Genomic DNA, 24436 nt, shown 5'->3' with positions numbered 1-24436 from the left:
TTCAAAGGTCGATTTCCGATCCTGTGGGACCTCGATTTCCATAGAGCCATATCGGCTGTTTACCTGCTTGCGTTTATTACACAAAAACATAGACGAGAGAAAATATAAAGTGTTATAATAAAAAAATATTTGTGAGCAAAGCTAAAGGGTCTGTAAAATGGCAGCCGGTTGCATGAAATGAGGTGCACTGTCTGTAGGACGGTGTTTTTTTATGATCTTATTTCATAGACGGACTATAATTTTATAAGGAAGAGAAATAATATGAAAATCAAAAAAGTGCAAAGTGTATGTTTTATTCTGGCATGTATAGCAGCAACAGGACTTATAGGACGTGGAAAAACAGATAAAACGCCAGAGAAACACGAAGCAATTACCTTTATGGCTCCTTATATGGATGTCGACAGCTTTATAGATGAAGTACATAAAACATACCCGGAGATTAATCTTGAAGTGGTTCCATACAGTGGGGCAAATACTACGGTGTACCTAAACACAATATTGGAGGAAAATGATCTTCCGGATATCTGTACACTGTCTCTTTATGATCCGGAATTGCAGGATCTCAGTGACAAGATGCTTGATCTTTCAGGCTATGCTTTCACGGATAATTATGTAGAGTCCCGCCTGAAGGAGGTATCCGATGATGGAGCAATCTATATGCTTCCGTCTGCGTATAATTGTTTTGGTATTACCTATAACAAGACGTTATTAGAAAAACATGGCTGGACACTTCCGAAGTCTTTTAAGGAACTTGAGCAGCTTGCGAAGGAAGCAGAGAAAGCTGGGGTTCAGTTATGCCTGCCTCAGATTCAGTATCCAGGATATGGCTTCCAGTATTTATGCAATATTGCAGATACCGGATTTTTAAGTTCTCTGGATGGAAGACAGTGGCGGAAGGATTATCTGTCAGGAAAAGCAAATGTCAGTGATACAAAGGGTATGATGGACAGCATGGAATATATCAAGAAATGGAAAGCGCTTGGTATGCTTGACGGCAGTAACAGTGATCCAATCGATGATGCGGTGACAAAAGATGATTTTATCAAGGGAAATACGCTGTTTATGCTCGGATCCCAGAATGGCATTACAGATTCAGATGCTGCAACAGATGAATTCGGCCTGATGCCGTATCTGTCAGAGGATGGAAGTAAGAATGTCTACATATTGTCAGTGGGACGCTATTATGGGCTGAATAAAAAGTTAGAGGACGATTCGCAGAAGCTTGAAGATGCGTTGAAGGTAATGGAAGTGCTGTCTACAGTAGAAGGAACATCTTCTCTTTATCCGGAGGCATCACTAAAAGCCAGTCTTCTGCCATTTAAGGATGCAAAGGCAGACGATACTTATTATGGCGATATTGCAGACGCAATCAATGCAGGGAATACTGCGCCGCTTATTTACTCCGGATGGGAAAATACTCTCGTTACGACTGGAACAAAGATGTTGGAGTATATGCAGGATAAAGCAACCATAGAAGATGTAGTAAAGCAGCTTGAAGATGATCAGGAAAGCGTTGTAAATAATAAACCGGAAGTCATTACCACAACAACGGAAGTGATTTCGCAGGAGAATTGTGCAAAGCTGGTAGGCAGATGTTTTGCAGAGGCAACCGACAGTGATCTGGCAATGGTTTCCCTGGGAACATGGATCAGTGGAAACGGGCTGAACCAGAACAATGACTGCGTAAGTTCAAAGATATATGCAAAAGATATTACAGTGGATGATCTCAGTGCAATCATTCCCACAGGCTGGACGCGGACAATTCAGACGGTCAATTTAACAGGAAAACAGATTAAAGATTTACATAAAGAAGGATATGATGCAGTCGGTACAGGAAACAATTATCCTTATGTGCTGGTAAGTCCGGTGGAACTGGAAGATGATAAGACTTATCAGGTGGCAATTTCAGGAATCAGTGAAAAACTGGCATCAGAAACAGAAGTGACAGACAGTGGTATTGTAGGCTTAGATGCGGCAAAAGAATTTTTTGGGCAATTTAAAACTTTAAGTGAAGCAGATGCTGAATGGAAATAAGCGGAGGGAAGGATGCAGAAGGCAAAGAGTTACCGGAACTTAATATTGGGGTGCTGTATGACTGGTATAGCGATGTTTCTTGCATTCTTTTTCCTGTATCATACTTATATCCAGGATATTATCTATGAGGAACGATTAAATCAGATGGAAGAGATTACCCGTCAGATGTTTCAAAATCTGGAGGATGTGATTGATGCCCACTGGAACCGGGTAACGGAAGAATGTAATTATCTGAAAGATGCAAATGTACAGACTACAGATGAACTCTGCAGACATATAAAAAAGAAATATGAATTATCAGCATATGCAGACCAGAAGATTACGTTGATGGCATTAGATTCAGATGGTGGATATTATACAGAAGATGGATACAGGGGGCTTTTTCGTGATCTGGATTATTTTGAAGACAATTCCGAACAGATTAGTTTTGTTTTTGATTCTATGACAGATAACCAGTCAGAGATGGTGTTTTTGCAACGTTTGCCAGAACCAATAGAACTTCAAAATGGAGAAGAGAAAACTACAATCTCTTATTTTGGAATTTCCCAGAATATGGAACAACTGAATCCTTATTTTAGCTGTGATGCATATAACGGGAATAATAGTGTTTATGTTCTGGATGATAATGGATTTAAACTGTTTAACAGCAATCAGGTGGAATTAATTAAAGGGCATAATGTATTTTCGGTTTTACAGAATATGAAATACCTTCACAATTCTTCTTTTGATAAAACAAAAGTGGAACTGGAAGAAAAAGGCTGTAGTTATTCTAATGCAATACTGGATGGTACTGAATATTTTTATGCATTAAAAAGACTGGAAAATGCGGAATGGACACTGATTTTTCTGGTTCCGGCAGAGTATGTTGCTACGAATACATTACGACTTGTCAATTTTGTTATGGTATTTATCGTTATCTTTACGGTTATCGTAGCTGTCTGCGTTATGTTTGGAATTTCTCTTGTTATGCACAGAAACCAACAGGAATCGATTCGTGTGGAGCGGGAAAATAATGCGAGGCTGGAAACAGTGAATACAGAACTGCGGCAGGCAAAACGGGCGGCAGAGGAAGCTTTTCAGGTGGCACAGGAAGCGAATAGATCCAAGAGCAGTTTTCTTGCCAATATGTCTCACGATATTCGTACTCCTATGAATGCGATTATTGGTATGACGTCATTGATCAGATATGATGCAGGAGATAAAGGAAAGGTAATAGAGTATGCGGATAAAATTGACATTTCCTCACAGCATCTGTTAGGGATCATTAATAATGTTTTGGATATGAGTAAGATTGAAGCTGGAAAAACTGTTTTCAAATATTCTGACTTTTCTATCGTGGATTTTATACAGGAACTTGACACGATATTTCATTCTCAAATATATGAAAAGCAACAGACTTTTACAATCACAAAAGAAAATATCCGGCATGAGTGGGTAAGCGGGGATCGAGTCCATTTGATGCAGATTTTCAGTAATCTGCTGTCTAATGCAATAAAATATACACAGGAAGGTGGGGAAATTCAGTTCCTTGTAGAAGAATATGAAACAAAATCCAGGGCGTATGCAAGGTATCGCTTTTTAGTCAGTGATAATGGTATGGGAATGTCGGCAGATTTCAAGAATACGATTTTTGATGCATTCACTCGGGAGGAGAGTTCCATGACTAATAAGATACAGGGAACCGGACTCGGAATGGCTATCACTAAAAACTTGGTCGAAGCGATGGGCGGAACGATCGATGTAGAAAGTGAACCAGGACAGGGAAGTTGCTTTGAGATTCTTATGGATCTGAAAACTGCAGAAGACCAGTCTGTTTCTTTGATACCGCATACAGAAAAGGATGAGCCGGAGGGCAATATTTTGCAGGGAATGCGGTTCCTGTGTGCAGAGGATAATGAGATAAATGCAGAAATCTTGACAGAACTGTTAAAGATTGAGGGGGCGGAGTGCACCATCTGTGAAAATGGAGAAGAGATTTTGAAGACATTTGAACAATCTGCACCAGGCGATTATGACATGATCCTGATGGATGTGCAGATGCCTGTTATGAATGGCTATGAGGCAACAAAGGCAATCCGCAGAAGTTCCCATGAGCTGGCAAAGAAGATTCCGATTATTGCTATGACCGCCAATGCATTCTCAGAGGATATCCAGCATTCTCTGGCAGCTGGTATGAATGCACATGTTTCAAAACCGGTTGAGATGAAGGTACTGGAAAAGACGATCAGAAGCATAAAATCTGGGGGGGGCACCGAACCGCAGGTCATTGAACCGCAGCAAATGGAAAGTAACCAGACATAAAAAAAACGAAAAGGATAGTTAGGTATAGACAGAAAATGAAAGGAAAAAGAGTGATTGCAGGCATTCTGCTTGCGGGAATTTTAGCAGTCACCCTGGCAGGGTGCAAAAACACAGATAACACGAAAGAAGAAAACGAAAAGCCTGTCATTACCATCGGCAGCGACAACTATCCACCATACAATTATCTGAATGAGGATGGAATCCCGACAGGAATCGATGTAGAACTGGCTACGGAAGCATTCAATAGAATGGGATATCAGGTGGAGGTTGTCCAGATCAACTGGGAGAAGAAAAAAGAACTGGTGGAGAGCGGAGAGATTGACTGTATCATGGGTTGTTTTTCTATGGAAGGACGTTTGGACGATTACCGCTGGGCAGGGCCATACATAGCAAGCCGTCAGGTGGTTGCTGTAAATGAGAACAGTGATATCTATAAACTGAGTGACCTGGAGGGAAAGAACCTCGCTGTCCAGTCCACAACCAAACCGGAAGGCATCTTTCTGAAGCGGACAGATGAGAGAATCCCCAAACTGGGAAATCTAATCAGTCTTGGACATAGGGAACTGATTTATACGTTTTTGGGAAAAGGCTATGTAGATGCGGTTGGCGCACATGAAGAATCTGTTGTCCAGTATATGAAGGATTATGATACAAGCTTTCGTATCCTGGAAGAACCTTTGATGGTTGTTGGGATAGGAGTTGCTTTTGCGAAAGATGATGACAGAGGAATCTGTGAGCAGATGGATCAGACTCTGGAGGAGATGCGTCAGGATGGCACATCCCTGAAAATTATTGAAAAATATCTGGATGATCCGGAAAAGTATCTGGAGGTGGATGATTTTGGATATTAAAAGAAGTAAAAAAGAAAAACGAATCCAGCTGCTGGGTGGTCTGATTGGAATCTGTGTGGCTGTAGTCTCTCTGTTTTATTTCTTCCACGCAGAAAAAGCAGAAACAGAGAAAAGAATGGTGGAGATTGTAAACTATGTGAAAGTGCAGTGTTCCACCTACACCCATTATAATGAATCTTCGGAATCCAAAAGTCTCCTCCGTGCCATTGAAAGTGCCAGACAGATGAGTACAAATATTAAAATGGAAATAGAAAACGGCGGGCAGCTAAGCGAGGATTTTCTGAAAGAAAACATGCAGACTCTGTGGGTAGATGGCATCATTGTGTTGGATACAGAAGGAAAAATGGACTGTGAATACAGCACGGATGAATCTCTGGCCAATGAGATTACAGAGTATCTGCAAAAAGACATTATCATGGATTTTGCCGGATATGAAGAAAGAACTTATTCAGAACGGTTTAACAGGAAAGACGGGTCACATATTGACATTGCAGCCTGTGCCAGAAAAGATGCACCGGGTATCATTGCAGTCTATTATTACACATCTCCAGAATTTGCTAGAAATTATACCCTGACGATACAGGGGCTTTTAAATGGCTATAGTACTCAGAAAGATGGAACGATTATTGTTGCAGACGAGGGAATCGTTGTTGCCAGCAATGATGAAAGTCTGTTAGGTCAGAATACAGCTGACAACGAAGTTGTTCAGGCAATGAAAAAGCATACAGACAGTCAGCACATTCACCATTTGAAGAATGAAGGAATCGGATGTTACGGAATCATGCTGAAGCAGAGGGATTATTATATCTATGCGTATCTTCCAGATACAGAAGTGTTCCATAACCTTCCATTAAGTGTGATATGCGTTATTTTTCTTTATTTTCTGATGTTTAGTATATTCTGGTTTTGGACATACAGAACCAATCTGGCACACCGGAAACAGGAACAGGAAAAAGATGAAAAATATAAAGCAGAACTATTGATAGCGGCAAAAAAAGCAGAAGCAGCCAACGAGGCAAAAACAGAGTTTCTCCAGCGGATGAGCCATGATATCCGGACTCCGATCAATGGAATTTGCGGCATGGTCAATATGGCAGACCATTATGCAGATGATATGGAGAAGCAGACGGAATACAGGACAAAGGTTAAAGAGGCATCCAATCTGTTGCTGGAACTGGTAAATGATGTTCTGGACATGAGTAAGCTGGAGTCAGGAGAAATCATTCTGGAAGAGGTTCCATTTAATTTGAGCAGTATTTCCAGAGAAGTATTTATTGTGATCGAGCAGATGGCTGCAGAGCAGAATATCCGGATCATGTGGGAGAAAAAAGAAATCACACATCGTGATTTTATTGGAAGCCCGGGGTATGTGAAACGGGTGATGATGAATATCCTGTCGAATGCGATAAAATATAACAGAGAAAACGGACAGATTTATATCAGCTGCATGGAGATTCCATCCGAACTGCCAGAAATGACGACAATGGAATTTGTCTGCCGGGATACAGGAATCGGAATGACTGAGGAATTCCAAAAATGTGTGTTTGAACCATTTGCACAGGAACACAAAGGAAGTCGCACAAAATTTGCAGGAACAGGCCTAGGAATGCCGATTGCAAAGAAGTTGGTTGAGAAAATGGGTGGAACCATTACTTTTGAAAGTAAAGAAGGTATGGGAACTACATTTGTGATTCGGGTTCCGTTTAAAATAGATTTGGATGCGGATAAAAGTGAAGAACAGAAGAATGTAGCAGAAAAATCTATAAAAGGACTGCATATTCTTCTGGTAGAAGATAATGAGCTGAATATGGAAATCACTGAATTTGTGCTTCAGAATGAAGGTGCTGATGTGACAAAAGCATGGAATGGTCAGGAAGCTGTTGAGCTATTCAGTAAAAGTGAATCTGGTGAATTTGATGCCATTCTTATGGACATCATGATGCCAGTAATGAATGGCTATGAAGCTACAAAGATAATCCGGTCTCTGGACAGAGAAGATGCAAAAATAATACCGATCATTGCAATGACAGCAAATGCGTTCACCGAGGACAGAATAAGAGCAAAAGAAGCAGGGATGGATGAACACGTTGCTAAACCTATTGATGTGGAATTACTGATAAAAGTAATTCATAAATTGGTGGAATATAATTAATATAGCAGTGTCAAATTAGCAGTGAGATATAGAAAAGGAGAACAAAAATATGACAATGCAGGAGTGATATGAAGATGCTTTCCGTAGTGCATACATACTGAAAATGGTTTGTCAGAATAAAGGCCTTTCTGCGTCTGATGCGCATCCCGGGACTGTATAAAAAGGTGTTAGGTATCTTTGCTGCGCAGACGCCAAAGCTCTTCGGAATTTCGGCGGGCTTCGAGGCAGATGCGGTCCGGACAACCGGCGGTGTGGCGCATCGATACCTACAGAGACACACGGGAGGCGCAGGTCATAGCGGAACTGTCCGGCAGCGAGACGGTGCAGTGCATCGCAGAGGAGATCGTCGGCCCGCTGCGTGCGCACGATGCCGCCTCCGGCATGGACTTGCTGGATACGTCGGTCACCTTTATCAAATGCAACTGCAATATCAGCCTTACAGTCCGCACCCTGTATATTCACCGCACATCCCTGCCTATCGGCTGGAAAAGAGTGAATCGGTCACAGGAATGTCGCTCAAAGATCCGTAGGATCTGTTCCTACTGAGTATCTGCACGCGGATGTACATGAAATATTGAAACGGATGGGTTGAGGCAGATCTGAACTTTTGCAGGAAGTGGCCTTGACAAAAGTATAAGTCTGTGTATAATATAACACTGTAATATAACACTGTTATGCGAGGGTGTCATGCAAAACAAGAAACAAACCACACAGGAGAAAATTTTGTATGCCGCCAAGGCAGAGTTTTTGGAAAAGGGCTTTCAGACAGCCTCTCTTCGCACTATTGTGAAGGAGGCTGGCGTTACCACCGGGGCACTGTATGGCTATTACGGCAGCAAGGAAGCGATTTTTGATGCGCTGGTAGAAGAGTGCTACACGCATTTTCTCTCCGCGTATCGGAATGCGCTGGATGACTTTGACCGGCTGCCAATCGAGCAGCAGCCGGAGCGCATGAGCACCGTCAGTCAGGCCTGTCTGGAGGAGCTTTTGTTCTATATGTTCAACCATAGGGAAGCGTTTCATCTGCTTCTTCTTTGTTCGGAGGGTACTCATTACAGCTCCATGAAGGAGGAGCTTGTCCAACTGGAGGTTAATGCCACCCACCGGTATTATCTTGTGCTGGAAAAGCTGGGTACGCCCGCTCCGCAGATCGACCCTCGGCTGGAGCATATTCTGGTCACAGGGCTGATGAACGCCTATTTTGAAATGATCATCCACGATATGCCGCTGGCCGATGCACAGCAGTATCTGCGTGAGCTTCACAGCTTTTACTCTGCCGGATGGCTGAAAATTATGGGGCAATAACGCTCCATATTTTTTGAACAGAAGTTAGCGTTCACTAACCATCGTTCTGCGCCCACGAATTAGATGAGCTTAACCACCCGGATATGGGAAGGCAATGCAAGCATCCTTCTGTATCATAGATCAAGTCTGAGCCAAGGAGGTATCATCTTGAAAAAGCAATCCAATTTATCCCGGCTGCTGGCTTATGCCGGGAGCTACAAAATCCTGACCTACTTTTCGTGGGTGCTGTCCGCCGCCGGTGCGCTGTTGGCGTTGGTACCGTTCTGGTACATCTGGCGCATCCTGGGGGAGGTCATTGAGGTCGCGCCGCAGTATGAAAACGCCGTCCATGTAACGCACTACGGCTGGATGGCAGTTATGTTTGCTGTTGCCGCTGTGCTGGTGTATATTGCGGGATTGATGTGCTCGCACCTTGCTGCGTTCCGCATCGCTACGAATCTGCGCCTTGCCATGACAAAGCATATTGCCACGCTGCCACTGGGGGCGATTGAGCAGTTTGGCAGCGGCAAGCTGCGCCGCACCATCTCGGAAACTGCCGGAGCGACGGAAACCTATCTTGCACACCAGCTGCCGGACAAGGCTAAGGCAATGGCAACGATTGCGGGGCTTCTGGCACTGCTGCTGATCTTTGATTGGCGGCTGGGGCTTTTGAGTCTTGTACCTGTGGCGCTTGCCTTTGCGGTGATGTCAAGCATGACCGGTAAGAAATTGCAGGACAAAATGACCCAGTATCAGAACGCGCTGGCGGATATGTCCAACGAAGCGGTGGAATATGTGCGGGGTATTCCCGTGGTCAAGACCTTCGGACAGACGGTATTCTCTTTCAAGAAGTTCAAGGGAACAATTGACAATTACGAGCGCTGGGTCATTGCCTATACGAAACAGCTGCGCTGGCCCATGACCTTCTATACACTGGCAGTCAACAGCGTGTTTGTGTTCCTAATTGCAGGAGGCTTCCTGTTCTCTCACGGCGGAGCGGATGGCAGCGTGCTGCTGAATCTGCTCTTTTACATCATTATCACACCGGTCATCTCCGTGACAATGACCAAGCTGATGTTTATGAGCGAGAACGGAATGATCGTGCAGGATGCCATCACCCGCATTGATAGCGTACTGGAAAGTCCGTCGCTTTCTCAGCCGGAAGTACCGCAGCATCCCAGGGACAGTTCTGTAACGCTGGATCATGTCACCTTCAGCTACGACGGCACAAAGAATGCCTTGGAGGATGTTTCTCTTTCCATCGGTTCTGGTCAGACGGTGGCATTTGTCGGACCCTCTGGCGGCGGCAAATCCACGCTGGCGGCACTGATCGCCCGCTTCTTCGACCCGCAGAGCGGTAGCATTTCCATCGGCGGCATCAATGTAAAGAACATCGACAAAAATGAGCTGATGGACACCGTTTCCTTTGTGTTCCAGAACAGCCATCTCATCAAGGGCAGCATTCTTGACAATGTCCGCATGGGCAAGCCGGACGCCACGGACGAGGAAGTTCTGGCGGCGCTCCGTGCGGCACAGTGTATGGATATTATTGAGAAATTTCCGGACGGCGTGCATACAGTCATCGGTTCGCAGGGCATTTACCTCTCCGGCGGTGAGACGCAGCGGCTGGCCATCGCCCGCGCTATGCTGAAAAATGCGCCGGTGCTGATTCTGGACGAGGCTACCGCCTTTGCCGATCCGGACAATGAGACAAAGGTGCAGGCAGCCTTCAATGCGCTGGCAAAGGGACGCACTGTTATCATGATCGCCCATCGCCTTTCTACCGTCGTAAACGCCGACCATATTTATGTGCTCAAGGACGGTCATCTCGCGGAGGATGGCAGCTTTGCGGAGCTGTCTGAACGCACGGGCAGCTTGTTCGGAACCATGTGGCGGGACTATCAGCAGTCTGTTCGGTGGAAAGTTGCAAAGGAGGCTTGAGCGATGATCAAATATTTACAAAGACGCTACGCACTCTCCCATAAGGGTGCAGTGGACAACATCAAGGGTATTTTAAGCTGTGCGCTGCAAAATATCTCCTTCATGCTGCCGGTGGGGCTGCTGTACTTGCTGGTGGGCGAGATCATGAACGGTACACTGACAACAAAGCGTATTCTGTTTTATATGACCGGCTGCATTGCGGCAGCGCTGTTCATTGTGGTCTGCACCCGGTTGGAGTATGACAACACCTATCTCGTCACCTATGTGGAATCCGGTGTGCGCCGTGTGAACCTTGCGGAAAAGCTGCGGAAGATCCCGCTTTCCTTCTTCGGTAAGAAAGACCTTGCCGATCTGACCTCCTCCATCATGAACGACTGCGCCGTGCTGGAGCAAAGCCAGTCCCACTTCGTTGCGCCCCTGTACGGCGCGATCCTCTCCACCACAGTCATCGCCGTGTCGCTGCTGTTTTTCAACTGGCGTATGGCGCTGGCTGCCATCTGGCCACTGCCTGTGGCGTTTGCCATTGTTGCGCTGGCCTCCGGCGTGCAGAAAAGGCTCTCCAGCAAAGCAATGGCGGCGAAGATCACCTGTGAGGACGGTATTCAGGAGTGCATGGAAACCATGCCAGACCTGCGTGCCAACAACGCAGAAGCCGGCTATCTTGCCGGACTGGAAAAGAAAATTCGTGCGGTGGAAGGACGACTCATCAAAAGCGAACTGGGAACGGCTGCCTTCGTAGTTTCCGCAGGACTTGTGCTGCGGCTGGGCATTGCCACCACTGCCCTTGCGGGCGCAGCTCTGCTGGTAAAGGGTGAACTGGATGTTCTGACATTCTTTATGTTCCTGCTGGTGGTGTCCCGTCTGTATGACCCGCTGGAGGGGACGCTGCAAAACCTTGCCGCCATCATCGGTACAAACACAAACATCGAGCGTATGAATGAGATTCTGGATTGCCCTGTGCAGACCGGCAGCGAAGAACTAACCAATCAGGACTGCGACATTGTGTTCGAGCATGTGGGCTTTTCCTACCAGAGCGGCGAAACGGTGCTGAAGGACGTGTCCTTTATGGCGAAGCAGGGGCAGGTCACGGCGTTGGTCGGTCCCTCCGGCGGCGGTAAGACTACCATTTCCCGTCTGGCGGCGCGGTTCTGGGACATTGATCGGGGCAGGATCACCGTGGGCGGCATGGATGTGTCGAAGATCGATCCGGAAAAGCTGATGAGCCTCTATTCCATCGTGTTTCAGGATGTAACGCTGTTTGATAACAGCATTCTGGAAAATATCCGCATTGGCCGAAAGGACGCCACGGACGAAGAGGTGATCGCGGCGGCAAAGTTCGCCAATGTGGACAAATTCGCCGAAAAGCTCTCTGACGGTTGGAATACCAACATCGGTGAAAACGGCTGCGAGTTGTCCGGCGGCGAGCGGCAGCGCATTTCCATTGCCCGCGCCTTCCTGAAGGATGCGCCGATCATTCTGCTGGATGAAGCCACTGCCAGTCTGGACGTGGAGAACGAAACAGCCATTCAGGAGGCACTTTCCCGACTTATTAAGAACAAGACTGTCCTCATTATCGCCCACCGGATGCGCACTGTCTCCGGCGCGGACAAGATCGTGGTGCTCAAGGATGGTGCAGTAGCCGAGCAGGGTTCGCCCGCACAACTGCTGCAAGAAGGCGGTATCTTCGCCCACATGGTGCAGCTCCAGACCGTGAGCCAGAGCTGGACACTCGCAAAAGCATAAATCCATTTGCAAAACAGGGCAAGAGCGCACATTTTATCCATGTGCGCTCTTGCCCCATTTGTTTTCTCACGTCTGCGGCGTTACGAATCATAAATGTACTGTCGGAACGTTGCTAAGCAAAGCCACTACTTTGTATCTTGTATAGTTTAGGAAGAAATGCTTAACAAAGAAAATACCCTTGACAAATCTCATCTCAGCGCACCCTGCTGGAGAAATATGCAAAAGAAAAAGGCTTTGAAATACCATCTTCCTTGCGGATGACGGCTACTCTGGCACGAACTTTGAGCGGCCCTCATGGAAAAAAAAGTGGAGATGATCGAAGCGGGACAGGTGGCGAACCTCATCGTGAAGGACGCCTCCCGCTTGGGGCGTGAATACCTTAAGGTGGGCTACTACATGGAGATATTATTTACTCATGCGTTTGTCATGGGGCTATGCTACTACCTTATTACCCGCTGCTTTATTTTTACTTATATGAAGAAGATAGGCGCATCCGAGTTGATGCCGTTGTTTTGCAAGTTGGATGAGGTGACGATCACACTTCAGCATGGCCTATTGCACTAAAAACAGACGCTGGCGAACGGTGGCGGGTATTGCGACTATTTTATTACGGAAAATAAAGAGTAAATTAAAAAGGGAATCTCCGGACGATTCTAGGGCGTTGGAGATCCTCTTCCTATTTATCACATTGTCGGTTGTAATATTTCAGTCCATTTAAAATATCCGGATTTTGAAAGGCAAGCTGCCGGAGAATGAGTTCATATAAACTGATCGGAATATATTTTTCTTCCTCTGGATCTTTAAAAGTTCTGTTTTGGATAATACGCAGGACAGGGCTGTCATCTGGGATCTGCTTTTTGCATCGCTGGATCCAGGAAAGCACGGCCAGATCTCTGGCCTGAGTCAGTTTTCCGTCTTCATCTTCTAACCCATATAAGGTAAAAAAGAGAAACGTATCCGATTCTGCGAGGTAGTAGGGCCGATGCCGCAAAAGGAACAGGGCATATTGTGGTTCCAAATACCAGCGGATAAAATACGCCGCGGCATAATACAGGATACATATACCTAAAAAACTGGTTTTTAACTGCGGATAGTAGCGAAAAAAACCATAGTAAGCCATGAGGCAGGCGATGATATAGGGGATTGTCAGGTGGAAGCGTTTCATCATACGGTTCGCCCTGGCTGCTGCCCGCAGCTCCTGTTTGTTTTTCGAAAGAACACTGTAAAACACTGGGGCATCCGGCAGGGGATGACCGTGATCATTATTTAAAAGCATCATTTATTTCTCCAGAAGTTTGAAAAGTCGGTCCACCAATGATGACAGGGAGGGCTGGAGCGGACTTACCGGGTCTTCATATAATGACAGGTAAGAATTATTATATTTCCAGACCTGGTCATAGTATGGCAGCGTTACAAGAACCGGAATGTGAAGAAGCGCCTCTATTTCCTGATCCGAGTACATCTGCGATTCTTTCCTGATCTGATTTGCGATCACATGCATGTGATCATAACTGATCTGCTTTTGGGTCAGCAGCCGACGAAAGCGCTGATTGTTTTTAATTGAGCACTCCGTATCATCTGTGACCAGCAGGGCCCGATCCGATAATTCCACGAGTTTCGCAGAAACATCCGTGGATGCCATATCGGTATCAATAAGAACCAGGTCAAAATAAGCCTTCAAAGAAGAAATGAGCTGTATGATCCGATTAAGAGGCAGAGGGTACGCTCCTTTCACCTGTTTGGCGGATAAAAGATGGATATTCCGACCGGGGACAGGCGTAAGATAGGGTTCCAGATCCTGCCAGGACAGAGGGGAAAGATCCCCTGTTTTGTGCTTAAACAGATATTCCATTGTACGTGTTGGAAGTATGCGGAAAAGTGTTTCCTGGGCAGGGCAGGAGAGGGCCATATCAACCAGACAGACGGAAACGTCTTTACTAAATGCAATCGCCAGTTCTTTGGTTAATGTGGAGGTTCCAACTCCCCCTTTGGCCGAAATAAGAGACATAACGGTATGACTTATATATTTTTCTGAATTCATAAAAATCCCCTTTTCAAATCTTAAGGATATTATATCTCAGGAGAGCGGTTCTGTCTAATAGTAAACCCGCTTCGCTTACCATAAGGCAACTTGTGATAATTTTTTTAAGCGGTATAATGCTTTTGAGATGAAAGTGGTCGGTGCCATTTAGAAGTAATGGAATGAAAATTATATGTAAAAAGGGCTGCAGCGTAAAAAGCGCATTGCAGATAGTGTCAGAATATATTGAGAAGAAGGGGCTGGAGTATCCTCTCATAAGCGGGGATTTGGAGATAGAAATCTCTTAGAAAAATCAAAAAGGGGAAGAATACCCGGGCAATAATCAGACGGTGTACTTTGATGAAAAGGAACTCCCTTTTCGGAATTGTGTGCCCACTGAAAACGAGCCTATAAACATGCATTCACAATGCATAAAAACACGTTCCGGCTATTTCCCACACATTGAAATATACACTTAGATAACGTATAATACGAAATATATTTTGGGGAGGATTATGACCATGAAAAAGAAATTATGCAGTATTGTTTGTCTTTGCTACTTTGTTTCAATTATGTTATGTGCATGTGGAAGAAAAGAACAGGGGAATCCTATTAGATTGCCAGCGAGAGAGGATATTGTATCGATTGGTGTCTCTGACGGTGACAAATATGCTATGTCACCTAACACTGAAGGTGAAGCTACGGAGTTTATTGATGAATTTTTATCTATGCTAATGGATATGGAAACAACCAGTCAGCAATCAATCAATGATGAACCGGTCAACAAAGATTCTATTACGATCAATATAAATTGTGATGGGGCGGCAGGAACTACTCTTTTTTACTATGTAGATAAAGGAATCGAATATGTAGAACAGCCATATCAAGGAATTTATAAACCAACGCCTGCTTTAGGTAATTGTATAACTGAAATGCTTGCTTCGGCAGATAATAGACCGCTAATGGTAACATTTCAGGCATCGGTAATTGAAACGAATCATGATTCAATAATAGTAAAACCGGTAGATGGTTCTTTGGAACTTGATTCAGCAGATAAGTTTTATATATCAAACGAAGAGAACCTTGAATTACAAATTGGAGATTTCGTAGAAATTAGCTATAACGGAGAAATAATGGAATCATATCCTGCACAATTAGGAGAGGTTTATAAAATTACCGTGATAGAACAGACAGAAGCAAATGCCATGTGGGATAGAATACCTATGGTAAGAATAGATGGTAAATTATACTACGATACAGGGAGAGAAAGCATCATGGATGCACGTTGTGGCACTATGGATGGAGAAATAACATCAACTGTCGATGGAACTGAAATACCAACAGAAGATAATCAGTCTAATTTTGGAAGTGGATTTGGTTATCAGTATGGGGCAGACGATACAATAGAAATTTATATGAATGAAAAGTGGTTCGTCTTTGAATACAGAGAAGAATCTGAATGAGAGAATAAACGATAGATGAGTCAAATTAAATTCAAAAGGCTGTCTCAATAAAGGGATAGCCTTTTTTCAATTCTCAGCCTAAATTTTCTCAATATTCAGTAGGCAAAATCCAAGATACAGTTGCTCAAATTGCTCGAAAAATTAAGAAATGTATGAATATACACTAAAATTGGGGAAATGAACAGCGGGAACACTTTTCCGAAAAGGGAGAAAAGGAATTGGAGCTTCTTCAGCGCCATGAGAAAACACCGGATTATTATAATATCGATGCATTGACGGGCCTTTATAACCGAGGAAAGTATGAACGGGATATCCGTATGTTTTAGGCTACAGGGTATGAACGGCTGACCTGTGTTTATATGGATGTGGTAGGACTTCATGAAGTCCTTGCCCACGAACGCGCCCGAAAAGGCAGCCAGGACATCACGCAGGAAATTGAAATCTACTTCAATTTTTTGGAACGTTATATCCCACCATCCTTGCAACCGGTTCTTTTATCCACGGAGGAACAGGAAGAACTGCGGAAAAAAGAAGAACGCAACACCGTGTAAATCCAAGGCGGCATATAGGAGGATTGCCGCCGTGTCTATTTTTGCCTTTTTTCACAGTACTCATGATCTGCACAAGCTAAAAAAAGCCTGTTCCCAGCAGCGGAGCAATTCGGTAAGAAGTATGCACTATACCATGTAGCTAAACAGCAAAATATATTCCCTGACGCTCGTATGGCATTATACCGTCCGGGCGCTTTTTTGTCTCTATGGAGCCGTAACATCGGGTCAGCATGGCCCGAACTTTATCCCGGTGCCGTTTCCCGCCACCCCATTCAGATTTACCCAAAAAATCTGAATGGAGGAAAGGCAGATGGAAGTTACCATCAATTATAACGGACAAGCTGTGACCGTGGAGGTCACGTTGGAAGTCTATGAATTTCTTGACCGGGTCGATCACAAAACGGAGAACCTGTTCCATGAACAGCGACGGCGTTGGGATGGCCGGGAGTTTGATGAGTACATCATTACCACCGAGGGTGTAGGGGCCTACGGCGAAACGCCGGAGAAATACCTTTGCCGCGTGGAAACGCTACATGAGCTGATGGCTGTTCTGGACACCTGTACCGAAGCCTAGCGCAGCTGGTTCCTGCTCTATGCGCTTGACGGACTGAGCCTTGCGGAGATCGGTATGCTATGTGGCTGCTCCAAAGTGGCTGTGTATCACCCTTGTGCGTGCCTATGTGAAGGACAACTTTGTAGACAAAGGAATGTGTGCTGACTTTGCTATCCATGACAAGGGAACCGGCAACCCTCATGTCCATATCATGCTGACGCTCCGGCCTCTGAAAGAAAATGGACAGTGGGGCGCAAAGTGCCGCAAGGCATACGATCTGGACGAGAATGGACAGCGTATCCCGGATGGGAAAGGCGGCTGGAAAAATCACAGAGCGGATACGTCCGACTGGAACGATAAAGGAAATGTGGAGATTTCGTGGGCAGCGTGGGCGGCCTACACCAATCGGTCGCTGGAATCTGCCGGCAGACCGGAGCGCATTTACCATCGCAGCTACAAGCGGCAGGGCATTGATAAGATTCCCTCTGTTCATCTAGGGACAGCTGTCAGCCAAATGGAAAAGCGCGGCATCCGTACCGACAAGGGGGCGGTAAACCGACAGATCGCTGCCGACAACAAGCTGCTGAAAGAAATCAAAGCCCGCATTACCCGTCTTTATCGCTGGTCGAAAGCCGAAACGGAAAACCACAAACGCAGCAAAGCAGCTTGACCGTCTTGTGGGAGACCCAGCAGCAGTTGAACGCTCCCCGCACCCGCACCGGCAAAATCCGGACTTTGCAGGAAAACGCTGCACTGTTCAGCTTTTTGCAGGCAAACGGCATCCAGTCTATGCAGCAGCTCCATGAAAAAATCGCTGATATGAACAGCTGTTACTATGACCTGCGGGGAAAGATCGTCAAGGCCGAGCGCCGGATCGCTACCCTTACCGAGCGAGGGGAGATGTGGGAACAGTACAACCAGTACAAGTCCATCCACAAGCAGCTTGCCAAAGTAAAGCCGGAAAAACGGGAACAGTTTGAGCAGCGCCACAGCTGGGAACTGATCCTCTATGACGCAGCGGCCCGGTATCTGAAAGAACTGAAAGACAGCGGCGAGGGGATCACCCAGAAGGCATGGCAGCGTGAGATCGACCAGCTGACCGCTGGAAAGCAGACTGACACGCTTGCCATGAAAATCCATGCGGGAAGATTTGAAAGCAGTGGAACGGCTCCGCAAAACCGCCGAGCAGCTGTCCCGACAGGAACGGGACAGCTGCTCGGCCGGGAGCCGGAGCGGTAAGGGCTACCGTATTTTGGCGTACCCCTGTCAAGTGCGTCGCGTTTCACGACATACTTTTGCACACAGAAAAACCGCCGTACAGGTTTCCCCATACGGCGGCAGACTGTTTATTTGCCGAACAAGTCGCTGTGTGTGCCGGTGCGGGCCAGCGTCAGCACCAGAACATCATCTTCTATGCGGTAGACAAGCAGCCAGTCCGGGAGAATATGACATTCCCGATGGCCTGCCCAATCACCGGACAGGTCATGGTCACGGTTCTTATCCGGCAGCGGCTCGCCCATCGCCAGCAACGCTACGATCTGCTCCAGCAGCTCAATCTTCAAGCCACGCTTTATTGCTCGTTTGTAGTCTTTTTTGAAACTGGTCGTGTACTTGACGGTATATTTGGTTTCTTTCATCTTTTCAGGTCAGTAAATAACTCGTCAAGGTCATTGTAGCCCTTTACAGACGGGTCTTTTGCAATCCTTTCCGCTTCCAGCATGGCAGCAACCGTTTCTTTGTTCGGCTGTTCTAGCCTTACTTCAAAGGGAATGCCGCCTTCACGAAGCGACTGGCGCACAAAGATGTTAAACGCCGTAGTCAGGTTCATGCCAAGTTCAGTAAACAGTGCGTCCGCCTGTGCTTTCAAATCTGCGTCCATGCGGATACTGATGTTTGTGGTATTTCCAGCCATACGATCAACCCCTTTCTGCTGGCAATTATAGTATATGCCATTTGCACGAAGAAAACAATACTTTGCACGAATATTTAACAATAAATTCATTCAAGGAGGATGAAACTCTATGATTGAGATTACCGCAGAAATCCGGGCGTTCATCTAGCTTTTATCCAGATCACTTTTCTTTCGAAGTTTTAGGCTCTTGCAAAATCACCTCCGAGCATGTTGGAAAGGTATGGATCAGCTCCATAGCGTCCTTCCAGATACTGCTTATCGTAGGCCGCGGTATTTTTGACGCGGTCGTTATCTTCCCCACGGATTTCATGCAACGAATAGAGTTCGCTTTCGTGGGAAGCATTCTCCGCGGCAAACCAGATCTCGTCACGGCGGAATATGGTATTTTTTAAAGTATACATATCATGGGATGTGAATAAAAGCTGGGCCCCATATTTGTTGATCTCTTTATTTTTGAACAAGGAAATGACATAGCGCAAAAGCTTCGGATGAAGCTTTGCATCCAGCTCATCAATGATCACCATGCGTCCTTCTCTGAGGGCAAGCAAGATCACCGGAAGGGCCGCGATAAGTTTCTTGGTTCCATCGGATTCCTGGGAGAATGGCAATTCATATTCCTGGGAAGATAACGTGCGCTGCATGAAGAGCTGCTTTGTATCTTCATCATAGCGGTACCCGGTGATATCAATATCCATATCATTTAAAGCGCGGATGAACTGCTCCTTATATGGCGCATCTTTGGCTAACAGAATCTGATGTTCCACTACGGGATTTGCATAGCTGCGGATAATGCAGCTTTCAAACCATGTAATAACCTCGCTGATGACCGGAATGTCATAGTTAATGGCCAGGAAAGAAAGATACGGCATCTTAGGGTTAATGCTGGTGTTCAGGCTTTTTTTATTAATCGTATAGCCAAGGGAAATGCTGTCAGCCTCACGTTCAAAAAGCATGGCAGTTTTCTTCCCGGTGACAGCTTTTCTGTAAAGGGATTCCGATATAACCTCATCATTTTTTAAGGCGAGATAGTAGCAGTATTCATTCTTCTCAATCCTGAAAAATAGCCGGAATTCGGTCGGTTCATTTTTGGAAATCTCATCAAACAGAAAGGGAACTGCATCAATTTTCTGCTGGAGGATGAAACCCTGTCTGTTTTTCCTTAATTCATTCACCGGTTTTACGACCGTAGAGATGACGCAAGCAAGCGCCTGCAGCAGGTTTGACTTTCCACCGCCATTTGGGCCATAGACGACATTAACTGGCAGAAGATCAGAGGCAGAAGTCTCAGTGATCAGTGTATTTTTGAATTCAGGAAGTACTGCAGCCTGATAATCTAAAGTAGTTTCATTTTTGTAAGATTTAAAATTTTGAAAAGTGAACTGGCATAACATGATTGGAAGCCTCCTTTCCCTTATAGTATAACCACAAAAAATCAAAATATCAAATTATATATTCGATATAAGAAAATAAATTTATGAAATAGATTATAAAACGATGATTTTACGACTCTTTACGATCTTATTCATACGTCAGATAGCCATAAAAAAATTAATGAAAAATTTTTAGAGCTTTGAAACTTTTCAGGGTTTCAATACGTCTAATTAGTGTAATTAAAAAAAATCAAATCTATTTAGTTTGGAGGCTTTATTATGAAAAAAAGAAATCTTATTGCAGTTTTGATGATGACCGCGGCTTTGGCTGCTGGATGCGGTGCCAAGGCTGACACAACCACAGCAGCGCCTACCCAGGCGGAAACGACCAAGGCAGAAACAACGCAGGCAGAAACTACCCAGAGCGAGACAATTCAGTCTGAATCGCAGAAAACAGAGGAAAAAACGGAATCTGTGACAGGAAAGATTGAGGAGATCAAGGATTTTATGTTCACGATTGAAAGCGATAAGGGTACCTATGCAATGACATTCGATACCGCACCGGAAGGCTTATCAGATGTTAAAGAAGGAGATGAGGTAACGGTAACCTATACGGGAGAGCTCAGCGAAGTGGATGCGTTTACAGGAACCATTATTTCTGTGGAGAAAGCAAATTAATGTGATGAGAAAACGCTTCAATTTATCACTGGATGCCAGGAATATTCCTAGGCCCGGCTGGGATATGTATTGAAGATTTTTAGCAAAGAATTACGGCCAAAAATCCGCTGCTATATGGAAATCATGCAACAGCGGGTTTTTGGCCGTTTTTTATATGGCCGATAATGTTCTACACTAAAATATATAGGATGTGTATGAATGCTGAGATAATCATATGTATTTATTTTCGCCATATGCAAGCAGATATCTCTAAATTTTCATTGCTCCCTCGGCTTTTTCATTGAATAAGAGAGTGCATTGGCTGTATAAATTCCTTGATTGCCGGCGCATCAGCGCCGTTTTTATTTTCTTTTCCATTTATCTTTCTATTTATCCATTGAGTGAGCCGCCTGATGGCGGCAAACGCCTGACGGCGCGCGAACAAATTAGGAGAACCTAGTGGAGAAATATTTTTTCGAGAGGTCAGGAAAATAGCGGGAGAGAAGGAAGTTGGGTTTTGGAATTGCATATGGCGAAATTAAATACATATAATTTATCTACACTACTCTCTTTCAGATATGAGGCGGCATTATTAAGCAGAAAATATATCAATACCTCTCTCATGATGCCACATTTCCTTGCTATCTTTGCGATTTTGCAGTAGAATGAAGAAGCACTTAAATTCATACTATCTAAAAAAGTAATCGTTCTCGTTGCTGAGTCGATTACTTTTTTATAAGTAAGCAATGCCATATGTTGTGTTATTTCATCTATTCAATCATTACACATACCTCATTGGAGATTTTAAAGAAGTAAAGAAAGCCTGGATTACTAATTCTTCCAGGCTTTCTTTACTTCTTTTATGGAGTCGAAAATATAAGTTGGAGTGTACGTGTGAATCATAGTATCTGTTTTTTTCGCTTCACCGGTTAGTACCAGGACTGTCTCTACCCCGGAAGCGTTCCCGCATGCAATGTCAGTGTAAAACCTGTCACCCACTATCACGGTTTCCTCTTTGGAAAACGGATTTTCCCGGAGCGCAATATCCACCATATCGGTAGAAGGTTTTCCTATATAATGTGGTACCTGGCCTGTGGCATTAGTAATCATCTGACATATGGAGCCGCAGTCTGGTACATAGCCAAATGGGACCGGGCAGACCAGATCCGGGTTGGTGGCCAGGAAGGTGACAGAACGGGTCTGCAGGATGCGGCAGGTGTCAGTCAGCTTCTTGTAGGTAAGTTCGCTGTCGTAGGCAACCAGCACAAAAGAAATATCCTGAGTGTCCGGATCCGTGGTGACGCGGATTCCATGTCCTTCAAGTTCTCGGATCAGTGATCGTGTTCCAAGTGTATAGATACTCTTTCCAGCTGCGTGTTTCCGCAGCCAGATGGCAGAAGCGGTGGAGGCAGTTACAAAATTCTGTGGATCGGTTGAGACACCCATCTGACGGAATTTTTTGATGTAGTCCGCAATGCTTTTGGTGGAGTTATTGGTAATGAATACAAACTGCCCGCCGCGCTCTTTAATTTCCTGAAAGAATTCCGCCGCTCCAGGCAGCAGGACATCGCCCAAGGCCACGGTTCCGTCAATATCAAATAAGAAGAGTTTCTTTTCGGAAAGCATAAGCTACCTCCGGATTTGCTCCAGAAGCCAGGAAATGTCTTCTTGGATTCCGGATTCATCATCTGCTACATCCGGGCTGTATTCCAGAACCAGATCTGCGTTTGGAGTCAGTCTCTGATAATCAGACAGAAACAGGGGAAAATCCAGGGTCCCGTGGAAAATCCGCTGATGGCTGTCGTGAACACCGTCATTGTTATGAAGATGGTAAGCCACGATCTGATCCTTTAACGCTTCCATGGTCTGCGCCAGGTCCCAACCGTTGGCGTAAGCATGACCGATGTCGATCAGCACCGGATAATGTTCTTCCCTGCAGAGCTGGATAAACGCATCCTGGTCAAACAGCATGTTGCCGCGGTCCAGGACACCGGCATTCTCCACCACCACCGGGATCTGGTGCGGCTTGAACAGCTCCGCAATTTCCCTATAGTTTTCTCTGGAAACACGGATCATCTCTTCCCGGCGTTCTTCCGTCACCGGGATGTTGTTGTGATGAAAGACCAGATACTGGCTTCGAAGGCGCACACAGTAAGGCAGAGTTTGGCGGATCAGGTCCATGGAGTGCGCATATTCCGGGGTGCCGGGGGCTGCGCTGTGCTCGGTTTCATAGTACGGGCCATGGAAACTAACTGGGATTCCTTCAAACTCCGGCAGGCAATGAAGAAGCTCTTCCTCATAGCAGTCTGCGTCAAACATGGGGAACAGCTCGACGCCAATCTGACCACGGAAGGCATGTAAATGCGGGATGACCCGGGCAAGCTGACCCGGTTTATACACATTGGTACTGACCAAAAGATTCATGATATTTACCTCCTGTTTTCTGGTTTTTATTCTGGGCATCCGGCATGAAAAAATCCAGGGCTGCATTCAGACGGCGGATTTCTTCCGGATATCCAAGGGACTTCTCGCTCTGGGCATCAAACAGATGCAGTTTGCGGAAATCAATATTGATGAAAATGTTTTCGCCTGGGCGCGGGACCGAGTCGTTGCAGATAGCAATCAGCTCGCTCTTTTCACCCTTGACATCAATATAAACGCCGTAGCGGTTGCCATAGTCCTCCACGTATTTTACGGTTCCACAGATGGAAGTTTCCGTTGGACGGCTGCTTAAGACTGCATGTTCCGGGCGGATGCCGACGCAGTATTTTCCGGATGGACAGGCATCTGCGATCGGACGCCACATCGGCTCCAGTCTGATCATCTGGTCTCCGATGGAGAGATTGCCGTTTTCATACTGGCAGGATATGATGTTCATGGACGGAGAGCCAATGAAGCGGGCACAGAAGATGCTTGCCGGCATATTGTATACATGGCTTGGCGTGTCCAGCATTTCCATATTTCCGCGGTACATGATGGCAACACGCTGTCCCACGGTCATGGCCTCAATCTGGTCATGAGTGACATAAACCATGGTCGGACGGTACATCTCGTGGATCTTGACCAGTTCTTTTCGCGCACGCAGGCGGAGCTGTGCATCCAGGTTGGAAAGCGGTTCATCCAGAAGAAAGTAGTCAGAGCGTTTTACGACGGCACGGGCCAGGGCAACACGCTGGCGCTGTCCACCGGAAAGATCCTTCGGCTTACGGTCTTCCAGACCTTTAAGCTGCAGCATTTCCAGTACTTCCTCCAGGCGGTGGTTAATCTCAGCCGCTTCCATTTTGTGAGCCTTTAAGCCGTAGATGATGTTGTTTTTTACGGTCATATGCGGGAAAAGGGCGTAGTTCTGGAATACCATCGACACGCCGCGGTCTCCGCAGGCAACATTGTTGACTACCTGGCCGCGCATATGCAGGGAACCGGAGGTTATATCCTCCAGACCGGCAATCATGCGCAGGGTGGTGGACTTTCCGCAGCCGGACGGTCCAAGCAGAATCAGCCGCTCACCTTCCCGGATTTCCATATTCAGATTATTGACGATCACATTTTTTCCGTATGCTTTTACGACGTGTTCAAAAACGATATTATTCATAAGTCCTCCTGA

The 24436-nt window shown here is 45.7% G+C and carries 22 protein-coding genes and 1 pseudogene; 15 read left to right on the top strand and 8 right to left on the bottom strand.

The features are described from left to right. Positions 1-261: 261 nt before the first annotated feature. The 9 genes from WMO41_RS09370 (at position 262) to WMO41_RS09330 (ending at position 12870) form a co-directional block, all read left to right on the top strand. The gene (locus WMO41_RS09370; protein ID WP_349229512.1) at positions 262-2034 is read left to right on the top strand and encodes an ABC transporter substrate-binding protein; all 1773 of its coding nucleotides are present in this window, start codon (positions 262-264) and stop codon (positions 2032-2034) included. A gap of 12 nt (positions 2035-2046) precedes the next feature. Continuing rightward, positions 2047-4335, top strand: coding sequence for an ATP-binding protein (locus WMO41_RS09365; protein ID WP_349229511.1), 2289 nt, complete (start codon positions 2047-2049; stop codon positions 4333-4335). A gap of 35 nt (positions 4336-4370) precedes the next feature. Continuing rightward, complete coding sequence (locus tag WMO41_RS09360) at positions 4371-5186, top strand: substrate-binding periplasmic protein (RefSeq protein WP_349229510.1); 816 nt, start codon at positions 4371-4373, stop codon at positions 5184-5186. After that, entirely contained in the window at positions 5170-7338 is a 2169-nt protein-coding gene (locus WMO41_RS09355; protein WP_494338444.1) for an ATP-binding protein, read from the top strand. The genes WMO41_RS09360 and WMO41_RS09355 overlap by 17 nt, the downstream gene beginning before the upstream one ends. 249 nt (positions 7339-7587) lie before the next feature. Beyond that, entirely contained in the window at positions 7588-7884 is a 297-nt protein-coding gene (locus WMO41_RS09350) for a helix-turn-helix domain-containing protein (RefSeq protein WP_349229508.1), read from the top strand. A gap of 141 nt (positions 7885-8025) precedes the next feature. Beyond that, entirely contained in the window at positions 8026-8643 is a 618-nt protein-coding gene (locus WMO41_RS09345) for a TetR/AcrR family transcriptional regulator (RefSeq protein ID WP_494338443.1), read from the top strand. A gap of 147 nt (positions 8644-8790) precedes the next feature. Next, on the top strand, positions 8791-10563 hold the full coding sequence (locus WMO41_RS09340; RefSeq protein ID WP_349229506.1) for an ABC transporter ATP-binding protein: 1773 nt from the start codon (positions 8791-8793) through the stop codon (positions 10561-10563). Between the two features lie 3 nt (positions 10564-10566). Continuing rightward, complete coding sequence (locus WMO41_RS09335; protein WP_349229505.1) at positions 10567-12306, top strand: ABC transporter ATP-binding protein; 1740 nt, start codon at positions 10567-10569, stop codon at positions 12304-12306. Between the two features lie 294 nt (positions 12307-12600). Continuing rightward, complete coding sequence (locus WMO41_RS09330) at positions 12601-12870, top strand: L-2-amino-thiazoline-4-carboxylic acid hydrolase (RefSeq protein ID WP_349229504.1); 270 nt, start codon at positions 12601-12603, stop codon at positions 12868-12870. A 112-nt stretch (positions 12871-12982) separates the two neighbouring features. On the opposite strand, the gene WMO41_RS09325 is transcribed toward WMO41_RS09330, so the two are convergent. Further along, positions 12983-13585, bottom strand: coding sequence for a hypothetical protein (locus WMO41_RS09325; protein WP_349229503.1), 603 nt, complete (start codon positions 13583-13585; stop codon positions 12983-12985). Then, entirely contained in the window at positions 13586-14347 is a 762-nt protein-coding gene (locus WMO41_RS09320; RefSeq protein WP_349229502.1) for a CpaE/TadZ family protein, read from the bottom strand. It lies immediately after the preceding gene. Positions 14348-14847: 500 nt separating this feature from the next. On the opposite strand from WMO41_RS09320, the gene WMO41_RS09315 reads away from it, so the two are divergent. The 5 genes and pseudogenes from WMO41_RS09315 to WMO41_RS09295 all read left to right on the top strand — a co-directional run bounded on the left by WMO41_RS09315 (position 14848) and on the right by WMO41_RS09295 (position 18132). Continuing rightward, positions 14848-15789, top strand: coding sequence for a DUF5301 domain-containing protein (locus WMO41_RS09315; RefSeq protein ID WP_349229501.1), 942 nt, complete (start codon positions 14848-14850; stop codon positions 15787-15789). A 359-nt stretch (positions 15790-16148) separates the two neighbouring features. Further along, on the top strand, positions 16149-16340 hold the full coding sequence (locus tag WMO41_RS09310) for a hypothetical protein (RefSeq protein WP_349229516.1): 192 nt from the start codon (positions 16149-16151) through the stop codon (positions 16338-16340). A gap of 310 nt (positions 16341-16650) precedes the next feature. Then, positions 16651-17058 (top strand): annotated as a pseudogene (locus WMO41_RS09305) (RNA polymerase sigma factor). Beyond that, positions 16976-17563: a MobA/MobL family protein gene (locus WMO41_RS09300; protein ID WP_349229500.1), complete on the top strand. Its 588-nt coding sequence runs from the start codon at positions 16976-16978 to the stop codon at positions 17561-17563. The pseudogene WMO41_RS09305 and the gene WMO41_RS09300 overlap by 83 nt, the downstream one beginning before the upstream one ends. Then, positions 17560-18132 carry a hypothetical protein gene (locus tag WMO41_RS09295; protein ID WP_349229499.1) on the top strand — a complete coding sequence of 191 codons (573 nt, stop codon included), beginning with the start codon at positions 17560-17562 and terminating at the stop codon, positions 18130-18132. The genes WMO41_RS09300 and WMO41_RS09295 overlap by 4 nt, the downstream gene beginning before the upstream one ends. A gap of 107 nt (positions 18133-18239) precedes the next feature. Here the strand turns inward: WMO41_RS09295 and WMO41_RS09290 are convergent, their stop codons facing one another. The 3 genes from WMO41_RS09290 to WMO41_RS09280 form a co-directional block, all read right to left on the bottom strand. Next, positions 18240-18530, bottom strand: coding sequence for a type II toxin-antitoxin system YafQ family toxin (locus WMO41_RS09290; protein ID WP_015536524.1), 291 nt, complete (start codon positions 18528-18530; stop codon positions 18240-18242). Then, positions 18527-18805 (bottom strand): type II toxin-antitoxin system RelB/DinJ family antitoxin, encoded by a 279-nt coding sequence (locus tag WMO41_RS09285; protein ID WP_349229498.1) that lies wholly within the window; start codon positions 18803-18805, stop codon positions 18527-18529. Before WMO41_RS09285 ends, WMO41_RS09290 begins: the two co-directional genes overlap by 4 nt. 179 nt (positions 18806-18984) lie before the next feature. Continuing rightward, on the bottom strand, positions 18985-20196 hold the full coding sequence (locus tag WMO41_RS09280) for an AAA family ATPase (protein ID WP_349229497.1): 1212 nt from the start codon (positions 20194-20196) through the stop codon (positions 18985-18987). Positions 20197-20454: 258 nt separating this feature from the next. Here WMO41_RS09280 and WMO41_RS09275 point away from each other — a divergent pair, with 258 nt between their 5' ends. Further along, a complete protein-coding gene (locus WMO41_RS09275; protein ID WP_349229496.1) occupies positions 20455-20853 on the top strand; it encodes a hypothetical protein in 399 nt (132 codons plus the stop codon). A gap of 810 nt (positions 20854-21663) precedes the next feature. On the opposite strand, the gene WMO41_RS09270 is transcribed toward WMO41_RS09275, so the two are convergent. Genes WMO41_RS09270 through WMO41_RS09260 form a run of 3 tightly spaced genes read right to left on the bottom strand, consistent with a single transcriptional unit; the run spans position 21664 to position 24424 of the window. Then, positions 21664-22458, bottom strand: coding sequence for an HAD-IIA family hydrolase (locus WMO41_RS09270; RefSeq protein WP_349229495.1), 795 nt, complete (start codon positions 22456-22458; stop codon positions 21664-21666). A 3-nt stretch (positions 22459-22461) separates the two neighbouring features. Beyond that, entirely contained in the window at positions 22462-23256 is a 795-nt protein-coding gene (locus tag WMO41_RS09265) for a sugar phosphate isomerase/epimerase family protein (protein ID WP_235388732.1), read from the bottom strand. Further along, a complete protein-coding gene (locus WMO41_RS09260; RefSeq protein WP_349229494.1) occupies positions 23225-24424 on the bottom strand; it encodes an ABC transporter ATP-binding protein in 1200 nt (399 codons plus the stop codon). The genes WMO41_RS09265 and WMO41_RS09260 overlap by 32 nt, the downstream gene beginning before the upstream one ends. Positions 24425-24436 lie beyond the last annotated feature (12 nt).

Source organism: Ventrimonas faecis, assembly GCF_040096075.1.
Taxonomy (GTDB): Bacteria; Bacillota; Clostridia; order Lachnospirales; family Lachnospiraceae; genus Brotaphodocola; species Brotaphodocola faecis.
Note: the sequence above shows the minus strand (reverse complement) of the source record. Positions and strands in the feature narration are given on the sequence as shown.

What these genes read in the sequence shown, in the direction of transcription:
- WMO41_RS09285 (WP_349229498.1), bottom strand. Translation starts at nt 18,805, where the DNA reads ATGGCTGGAAATACCACAAACATCAGTATCCGCATGGACGCAGATTTG.
- WMO41_RS09330 (WP_349229504.1), top strand. Translation starts at nt 12,601, where the DNA reads ATGGAAAAAAAAGTGGAGATGATCGAAGCGGGACAGGTGGCGAACCTC.
- WMO41_RS09325 (WP_349229503.1), bottom strand. Translation starts at nt 13,585, where the DNA reads ATGATGCTTTTAAATAATGATCACGGTCATCCCCTGCCGGATGCCCCA.
- WMO41_RS09355 (WP_494338444.1), top strand. Translation starts at nt 5,170, where the DNA reads ATGATTTTGGATATTAAAAGAAGTAAAAAAGAAAAACGAATCCAGCTG.
- WMO41_RS09290 (WP_015536524.1), bottom strand. Translation starts at nt 18,530, where the DNA reads ATGAAAGAAACCAAATATACCGTCAAGTACACGACCAGTTTCAAAAAA.
- WMO41_RS09275 (WP_349229496.1), top strand. Translation starts at nt 20,455, where the DNA reads ATGAAAAAAAGAAATCTTATTGCAGTTTTGATGATGACCGCGGCTTTG.
- WMO41_RS09365 (WP_349229511.1), top strand. Translation starts at nt 2,047, where the DNA reads ATGCAGAAGGCAAAGAGTTACCGGAACTTAATATTGGGGTGCTGTATG.
- WMO41_RS09280 (WP_349229497.1), bottom strand. Translation starts at nt 20,196, where the DNA reads ATGTTATGCCAGTTCACTTTTCAAAATTTTAAATCTTACAAAAATGAA.
- WMO41_RS09310 (WP_349229516.1), top strand. Translation starts at nt 16,149, where the DNA reads ATGGATGTGGTAGGACTTCATGAAGTCCTTGCCCACGAACGCGCCCGA.
- WMO41_RS09360 (WP_349229510.1), top strand. Translation starts at nt 4,371, where the DNA reads ATGAAAGGAAAAAGAGTGATTGCAGGCATTCTGCTTGCGGGAATTTTA.
- WMO41_RS09315 (WP_349229501.1), top strand. Translation starts at nt 14,848, where the DNA reads ATGAAAAAGAAATTATGCAGTATTGTTTGTCTTTGCTACTTTGTTTCA.
- WMO41_RS09370 (WP_349229512.1), top strand. Translation starts at nt 262, where the DNA reads ATGAAAATCAAAAAAGTGCAAAGTGTATGTTTTATTCTGGCATGTATA.
- WMO41_RS09265 (WP_235388732.1), bottom strand. Translation starts at nt 23,256, where the DNA reads ATGAATCTTTTGGTCAGTACCAATGTGTATAAACCGGGTCAGCTTGCC.
- WMO41_RS09270 (WP_349229495.1), bottom strand. Translation starts at nt 22,458, where the DNA reads ATGCTTTCCGAAAAGAAACTCTTCTTATTTGATATTGACGGAACCGTG.
- WMO41_RS09335 (WP_349229505.1), top strand. Translation starts at nt 10,567, where the DNA reads ATGATCAAATATTTACAAAGACGCTACGCACTCTCCCATAAGGGTGCA.
- WMO41_RS09345 (WP_494338443.1), top strand. Translation starts at nt 8,026, where the DNA reads ATGCAAAACAAGAAACAAACCACACAGGAGAAAATTTTGTATGCCGCC.
- WMO41_RS09260 (WP_349229494.1), bottom strand. Translation starts at nt 24,424, where the DNA reads ATGAATAATATCGTTTTTGAACACGTCGTAAAAGCATACGGAAAAAAT.
- WMO41_RS09320 (WP_349229502.1), bottom strand. Translation starts at nt 14,347, where the DNA reads ATGAATTCAGAAAAATATATAAGTCATACCGTTATGTCTCTTATTTCG.